We start from the raw sequence: 6187 nt of genomic DNA, 5'->3' as shown, positions 1-6187 counted from the left end.
CCGCCCAGGTCGGCGCCGAGGTCTGCGTCGTCGATGTCGGCGTCGCGGCCGAACTCCCCGCGACGCCGGGTCTGCTGCCGAGGAAGGTCCGCCCCGGTACGGCCGATTTCACCACGGGTCCCGCGCTGTCACGCGAGGAGGTACTCGCGGCGATCGAGGTCGGCATCGAGACCGCTCGCGACCTGGTGGCTGCGGGCAACAAGGGCCTGCTCACCGGTGAGATGGGCATTGCCAACACCACCGCGTCGGCCGCGCTGATCTGCGTCTACACCGGCATGGACCCGGCAGAGGTCACCGGTCGCGGCACCGGGATCAACGACGAGATGCACGCCCGCAAGGTCGACGTGGTCCGCCGGGGCCTTGAGCTGCACCAGCCCGACCCGGCCGACCCGATCGGGGTGCTCGCCGCGGTCGGCGGCCTGGAGCACGCCGCGATGGCGGGCTTCCTGCTGGGCGGTGCCTCCCTCCGTACACCGGTGATCCTGGACGGCGTCAGCGCCGGTGCGGCGGCACTCGTCGCCCGGGCGATCGCCCCCGAGGCGCTCGCCGCGTGCATCGCCGGCCACCGCAGCGCGGAGCCCGGGCACGTCGCCGCACTCAACAAGCTGGGCCTGCGCCCGCTGGTCGACCTCGACCTCCGCCTCGGCGAGGGCACGGGCGCACTGCTCGCGCTCCCCATCGTGCAGAGCGCGGCCCGCGCCATGCACGACGTGGCGACGTTCGACTCCGCGGGTGTCACGGAGAAGTAGCCGGCACCGTGCCCGGACGCGCCGGACGGTCCGTCCGGGCACCACCCCGGCCGCGCACGCCCGCCCGCACGGTGCTCCCGGATGCCGTTCGCACCTGTCCGGGCGGCAACCGGGTGCGCCTCTGCCGGGCCGGGCCCGAGCGCGGCCGGGCGAGGGCCCACGGGCACGCCGAAGGCGGTCCGTGAGCCCTACCACACCGCTCCGGACCCCGCCCGCACCACCCCGTATCGTGGTCCCACGCGTCACCGCCTCACCCCTCGCACGTCACCGCCGCTCCACCGCCGCAGCGGCCCGCAGCACACCGCACCCTGCACGAGGAGCCCGCACGACCATGGCCGAGTATGACGAGCACCCTGCCTACCCCGTCGGACTGCGCCTGAACGGGCGCCGCGTCGTCGTCGTCGGCGGCGGCCAGGTCGCGCAGCGCCGGCTGCCCGCCCTCATCGCCGCCGGGGCCGACATCACTCTGGTCTCCCCGTCCGCGACCGCATCCGTCGAGGCGATGGCCGACACCGGTGAGATCCGCTGGGAGCGCCGCAGGTACCAGGACGGCGACCTCACCGACACCTGGTACGCCCTCGTCGCGTCGTCCGACGCCGCCGCCAACGACGCCGCGTCCGCCGAGGCGGAGCGCACCCGTACCTGGTGCGTGCGCAGCGACGACGCGGAGGCCGCCACCGCCTGGACGCCCGCCACCGGCCGCAGCGAAGGCATCACGGTCGCCGTGCTCACCACCACCTCGCAGGGACGGGACCCCCGGCACTCCGCCGCGGTCCGCGACGCCATCGTGGAAGGCCTGCGCGACGGCACCCTCGCCGCCCCGCACCACCGGACCCACGCCCCCGGCGTCGCGCTGGTCGGCGGAGGTCCGGGCGACCCCGACCTGATCACCGTCAGGGGCCGTCGTCTCCTCGCCGAGGCCGACGTGGTCATCGCCGACCGGCTCGGCCCGCGTGACCTGCTCGACGAACTCCCGCCGCACGTCGAGGTGATCGACGCCGCGAAGATCCCGTACGGCCGCTACATGGCGCAGGAGGCGATCAACCAGGCGCTGATCGACCACGCCAAGGCGGGCAAGTCCGTGGTCCGGCTGAAGGGCGGCGACCCCTTCGTCTTCGGCCGCGGCATGGAGGAGGCGCAGGCCCTGGCCGCCGAGGGCATCGCCTGCACGGTCGTCCCCGGGATCTCCAGCTCCATCTCCGTGCCGGGTGCGGCCGGCATCCCCGTCACCCACCGAGGCGTGGCGCACGAGTTCACCGTGGTCAGCGGGCACGTGGCGCCCGACGACCCGCGCTCCCTGGTCGACTGGAAGGCGCTCGCGCAGCTGCGCGGCACCCTCGTCCTGCTGATGGCGGTCGACAAGATCGGCGCCATCTCCCAGGCCCTGATCGCCCACGGCAAGTCCCCCGACACCCCGGTGGCCCTGGTCCAGGAGGGCACCACCGCGGCCCAGCGCAGGGTCGACGCGACCCTCGCCGACGTCGGTGAGCGGGTCGTCGCGGAAGAGGTCCGCCCGCCGGCCGTCATCGTCATCGGCGACGTCGTAGCCGTCGGCACGGACCCGGCCGCCCCGCTCGAAGCCTGAGCGGCCGAGCCCCGGCACACCCGTACACATCACACACCACCCCGGACAAGGCAGTAGCACCCCGTGGCTGAACTCATCACCGTCGACGACCCGGACGACCCGCGTCTGAGCGACTACACCGGCCTGACCGACGTCGAGCTCCGGCGTCGGCGGGAACCCGCCGAGGGGCTCTTCATCGCCGAGGGCGAGAAGGTGATCCGGCGTGCCCGGAACGCCGGCTACGAGATGCGGTCCATGCTGCTCTCCGCCAAGTGGACCGATGTCATGCGCGACGTGATCGAGGAAGCCACGGCACCGGTCTACGCGGTCACGCCCGCTCTGGCCGAGCAAGTCACCGGCTACCACGTGCACCGCGGGGCCCTCGCCTCCATGCAGCGCAAGCCGCTTCCCGACGCCGCCACGCTGCTGTCCCCGGGGCGGGGGAGCGTGCGGCGAGTGGCGGTGTTCGAGGACATCGTCGACCACGCCAATCTCGGAGCGGCCTTCCGCAACGCGGCCGCACTCGGCGTCGACGCCGTCCTGCTCACCCCCCGCTGCGCCGACCCGCTCTACCGGCGGGCGGTCAAGGTGTCGATGGGGTCCGTCTTCCACGTCCCGTGGACCCGCCTGACGTCCTGGCCCGAGGACATCGGCCTGCTGCGCGAGGCCGGATTCACCACCGCTGCGCTCTGCCTCAGCGACAGGTCGATCACTCTGGACGAACTCGTCGCACGGCGGCACGAGAAGCTGGCGCTCGTCTTCGGCACGGAGGGCGACGGTCTCACCACCGGGGCACTCGTCGCTGCCGACGCCCATGTGCGTATCCCGATGGACGCGGGAGTCGACTCGCTCAACGTCGCCGCCGCCTCCGCCGTCGCCTTCTACGCGACCCGGGTCGGGTCCGCCTGACCGAGGCGGGCCGCCCTCAGTCCCCGTACACCTGCGCCGGGTGGACGGCGGCCCCGTCGAACGTCTGCGACGGTGTGCCTCCCAGCCCGCGGGCCGGGCCCTGGCAGCCCTGGGCGGCGGCGATGCCCAGCGCGACCAGCAGCGTCACCACGACGAAGACGACGATCCGCTGACGCAGCAGCCGCGGATTGGCCGGCCCGCGCTTCTTCCCGGTCTTTCCGGCCGAGGTCGTCCGGACGCCTGGCCGGGAGGCCTGCCTGCCGTTCGTGCCCTTCTGCCCGTGCGGCTGCTGACCGGGGCGCGGACCGCCGTGCCCGGCACGGGACTGCGAGCCGCCGGTGCGAGGGGCCGCCGGGCGTGACGACGTGGGGCGTCGCCCGGAGGCACGTGGCGCCTGGGCGGAGCTTCCGGCCGCACGCCGGGTCGACTGCTCGGTGTAGGGGCCCTCCATCCGGCCGGTTGGACGGTCCAGCTCCTGGTCGCCCCGCTGTGCGGGCGGCCGGCGCTCGTGCAGCCCCTGGGCCTCGCGCGCGGCGATCTCCTTGAGACGCATCGAGAGCTGCAGCGTGCTCGGCCGCTCCTCGGGGTCCTTCGCCAGACACGCCCGCACCAGGGGGGCGAGAGCGTCGTGCACATCGAGCAGATGCGGTTCCTCGTGCACCACGCGGTAGAGCATCACCTCGGAACTGCCGTGCCCGAAGGGCGAATCGGCCATCGCCGCGTAGGCCAGGGTGGCGCCCAGCGAGAAGACGTCCGTCGCGGGCGTCACCGCCGCACCGCGCACCTGCTCGGGTGCGAGGAAGCCGGGGGAACCGACGGCCGTGCCGACGTGGGTGAGCGTGCTGGCCCCGGTCGCCCAGGCGATGCCGAAGTCGATGATCCGGGGGCCCTTGGGGGAGAGGAGGATGTTGGACGGCTTCAGGTCACGGTGGACGACACCGGCCTCGTGCACCGCCACCAGGCCCTCCGACAGCGCGGCCCCGATCGACGCCACCTCGGCGGCCGGGAGGGGACCCTCCTCGATGACCTTGTCGTGCAGCGAGGGGCCCGGCACGTACTGCGTCGCGAACCACGGGCGGTCCGCCTCCAGGTCGGCGGCCACCAGCCGGGCCGTGCAGCCGCCGCGGATCCGCCGCGCGGCGGACACCTCGCGCGCGAAGCGCGAGCGGAACTCCTGGTCCTCCGCCAGATCCGGCCGGATCACCTTGAGCGCCACCCGCTGGCCCCGGCGGTCGGAGCCCAGATAGACGACGCCCATGCCACCCGCGCCGAGCCGTCGGTGCAGCCTGAACGAGCCGACGACACGCGGGTCCTCGCGCCGGAGCCGCATCATCGCCATCGTCTGCCCATCCCCGCTGCCGGTCCGCCTGACGAGGCACAGCTTACGTACCCGTGGCGCGGCGCGCTCAGAGGCCGCGCTCTCGCCGGCCCATCGATTGTCAGTGCCGGGTGGGAGAATTGAAGAGTGGTCAGGGAGCCGGGGATCCAGGCTCTGTGACCCGTGCGAGATCTGAACAGACCGTCGCAGAAGGGGGATTGGATCAATGAAGGGCGATCGTGTGGAAATAGTCGTGGACGCGGGTGACACGACCAGGACGTACGAAGTGGTGGCCTCCAGAGCGGGGCGCAGGGTGGAGACGGCGGTCCGCCGAGGTGTGGTGGAAGTGAGTGAAGTCACCCGAAGTGGATCAGTTGTCCGTACCGCCCGCTTCATGGCGACCAGGGTGCTCGCCCTGGTCGAACAGCCGGTCCCCCGCGAGGACGCCTCCGAGCGCGCCCGCACGGGCGACCCCGACTCCTAGGGGTCTCCTCCGGGCCGCACCCGGCGACGCGGGCCGCCGGGATGTCCTGGGTGTCGGGAGCCCCCTGGACCCTAGGGGCCGGGTGCGGCAATCAGCTCTTTTCTCCACCCAGAGGAGTACGCCGGGAGCGGCCGGCTCATCCTCCGGGAGGCCCGGCATTCGGTACGCGGGCATGACGCCGGGTGGCTCCCGCCTCCCTAATGTTGGAGTCAAGCGGCGGGCGTGGAACTCGTCCCCCGAGGCCACACGCCCGCCGCTCCGGAACAGGCCAGGAGAGGAACCATGGCGGACACCGCTGCGCGGAGCATGATCCGCACGCAAGGACGCAGGGCGCACGCCTCGTTCGGCGCACGCCCGTCCGGTACGCGCCACCCGCTGGTGGCGACGGCCATGGTTCTTCCTCTGGCGGCCCTGCTGGTAGTCGTCTTCGGCGGCTGGGACGCAGTGGTCACACAGGCGTCGTCCGTGGGCGTGATGCTGGGGCGCTGAGCGGCGCCCCGGGTCCGGAAGAGCGGTCCGGACCAGGACATCCGGCCAACAGCCCCGTGGGGACGGGGGTGCGGCGGACGACAGCGTTTGTCCGGCCAGCTGGGGAGCTGGCCGGACATCGCGCTTTCCGGACCTTCGCCGGCCGGCCGCGTACGATCGCGGCCGGGGACGGCCGAGGGCCGCCCGTTCACCCCGCGGGAGCAGAGCCGATGACCACGACCCCCGTCCTACGCGCCCTGGGCGACCTCGCGCACGACAGCGCACACACCGGCACGGCGGCGTGCGCGTGCGCCCCGCCCCAGGTGCTCGCGGACCGGCCCGACGGCACCGTCGTCCGCAGCGGCCCGGTCGTCGCCAAGGCCCACGCCTCCGACTCGGAGGCATCCGCCCTGGCGGCCCGCCTGTCCCTGGCCGCCTCGCCACAGCTCGCGGGGATCCTGCTGCCGCCGCTCCCCGCCCCGGACGGCCCGCCGAGGAGCGCCGAGGGCCGCACGGTGAGCCTCTGGCCGTACGGCGTGCCCGTCGACCCCTCGGATCCCGAAGCCGCCCCCTGGGAGGAGGCCGCCGCTCTGCTGGCCCGGCTGCACCGCACCCCGCCGCCCCATCCGCTCCCGCCGATGCGCGGACCGGTCAAGGCGGCCCGGGCCGCCTTGACCGGTCCGCGCATCGGCGGG

6 protein-coding genes and 1 pseudogene are annotated in these 6187 nt (G+C 73.9%); 6 read left to right on the top strand and 1 reads right to left on the bottom strand.

Annotation, left to right across the window (positions count from 1 at the left end; all coding sequences use genetic code 11):
- The 3 genes from BFF76_RS31870 to BFF76_RS28840 form a co-directional block, all read left to right on the top strand.
- Positions 1-749 (top strand): nicotinate-nucleotide--dimethylbenzimidazole phosphoribosyltransferase (locus tag BFF76_RS31870; RefSeq protein ID WP_244167365.1); only part of this gene is annotated, 749 nt, incomplete at its 5' end.
- Positions 750-1080: 331 nt separating this feature from the next.
- The gene (cobA, locus tag BFF76_RS28845; protein WP_031097627.1) at positions 1081-2334 is read left to right on the top strand and encodes a uroporphyrinogen-III C-methyltransferase; all 1254 of its coding nucleotides are present in this window, start codon (positions 1081-1083) and stop codon (positions 2332-2334) included.
- 63 nt (positions 2335-2397) lie between these two features.
- Entirely contained in the window at positions 2398-3222 is an 825-nt protein-coding gene (locus tag BFF76_RS28840) for a TrmH family RNA methyltransferase (protein WP_053930995.1), read from the top strand.
- Between the two features lie 16 nt (positions 3223-3238).
- Here the strand turns inward: BFF76_RS28840 and BFF76_RS28835 are convergent, their stop codons facing one another.
- The gene (locus BFF76_RS28835) at positions 3239-4561 is read right to left on the bottom strand and encodes a serine/threonine-protein kinase (protein ID WP_053930996.1); all 1323 of its coding nucleotides are present in this window, start codon (positions 4559-4561) and stop codon (positions 3239-3241) included.
- Between the two features lie 205 nt (positions 4562-4766).
- Between BFF76_RS28835 and BFF76_RS28830 the strand changes: the two genes are divergently transcribed.
- From BFF76_RS28830 to BFF76_RS28820, 3 genes and pseudogenes are all read left to right on the top strand, one after another.
- Positions 4767-5024, top strand: a complete 258-nt coding sequence (locus BFF76_RS28830; RefSeq protein WP_031097631.1) for a hypothetical protein — start codon at positions 4767-4769, stop codon at positions 5022-5024.
- Positions 5025-5306: 282 nt separating this feature from the next.
- A complete protein-coding gene (locus BFF76_RS28825; protein WP_031097633.1) occupies positions 5307-5513 on the top strand; it encodes a hypothetical protein in 207 nt (68 codons plus the stop codon).
- 209 nt (positions 5514-5722) lie between these two features.
- Positions 5723-6187: pseudogene (locus tag BFF76_RS28820) on the top strand (aminoglycoside phosphotransferase family protein); the annotation flags it as partial.

Source organism: Streptomyces mutomycini (assembly GCF_001700505.1).
GTDB lineage: Bacteria > Actinomycetota > Actinomycetes > Streptomycetales > Streptomycetaceae > Streptomyces > Streptomyces mutomycini.
Note: the sequence above shows the minus strand (reverse complement) of the source record. Positions and strands in the feature narration are given on the sequence as shown.

Excerpts from the sequence above, each read along its gene's own strand:
- BFF76_RS28825 (WP_031097633.1), top strand. The coding sequence starts at position 5,307 with ATGGCGGACACCGCTGCGCGGAGCATGATCCGCACGCAAGGACGCAGG.
- cobA (WP_031097627.1), top strand. The coding sequence starts at position 1,081 with ATGGCCGAGTATGACGAGCACCCTGCCTACCCCGTCGGACTGCGCCTG.
- BFF76_RS28830 (WP_031097631.1), top strand. The coding sequence starts at position 4,767 with ATGAAGGGCGATCGTGTGGAAATAGTCGTGGACGCGGGTGACACGACC.
- BFF76_RS28835 (WP_053930996.1), bottom strand. The coding sequence starts at position 4,561 with ATGGCGATGATGCGGCTCCGGCGCGAGGACCCGCGTGTCGTCGGCTCG.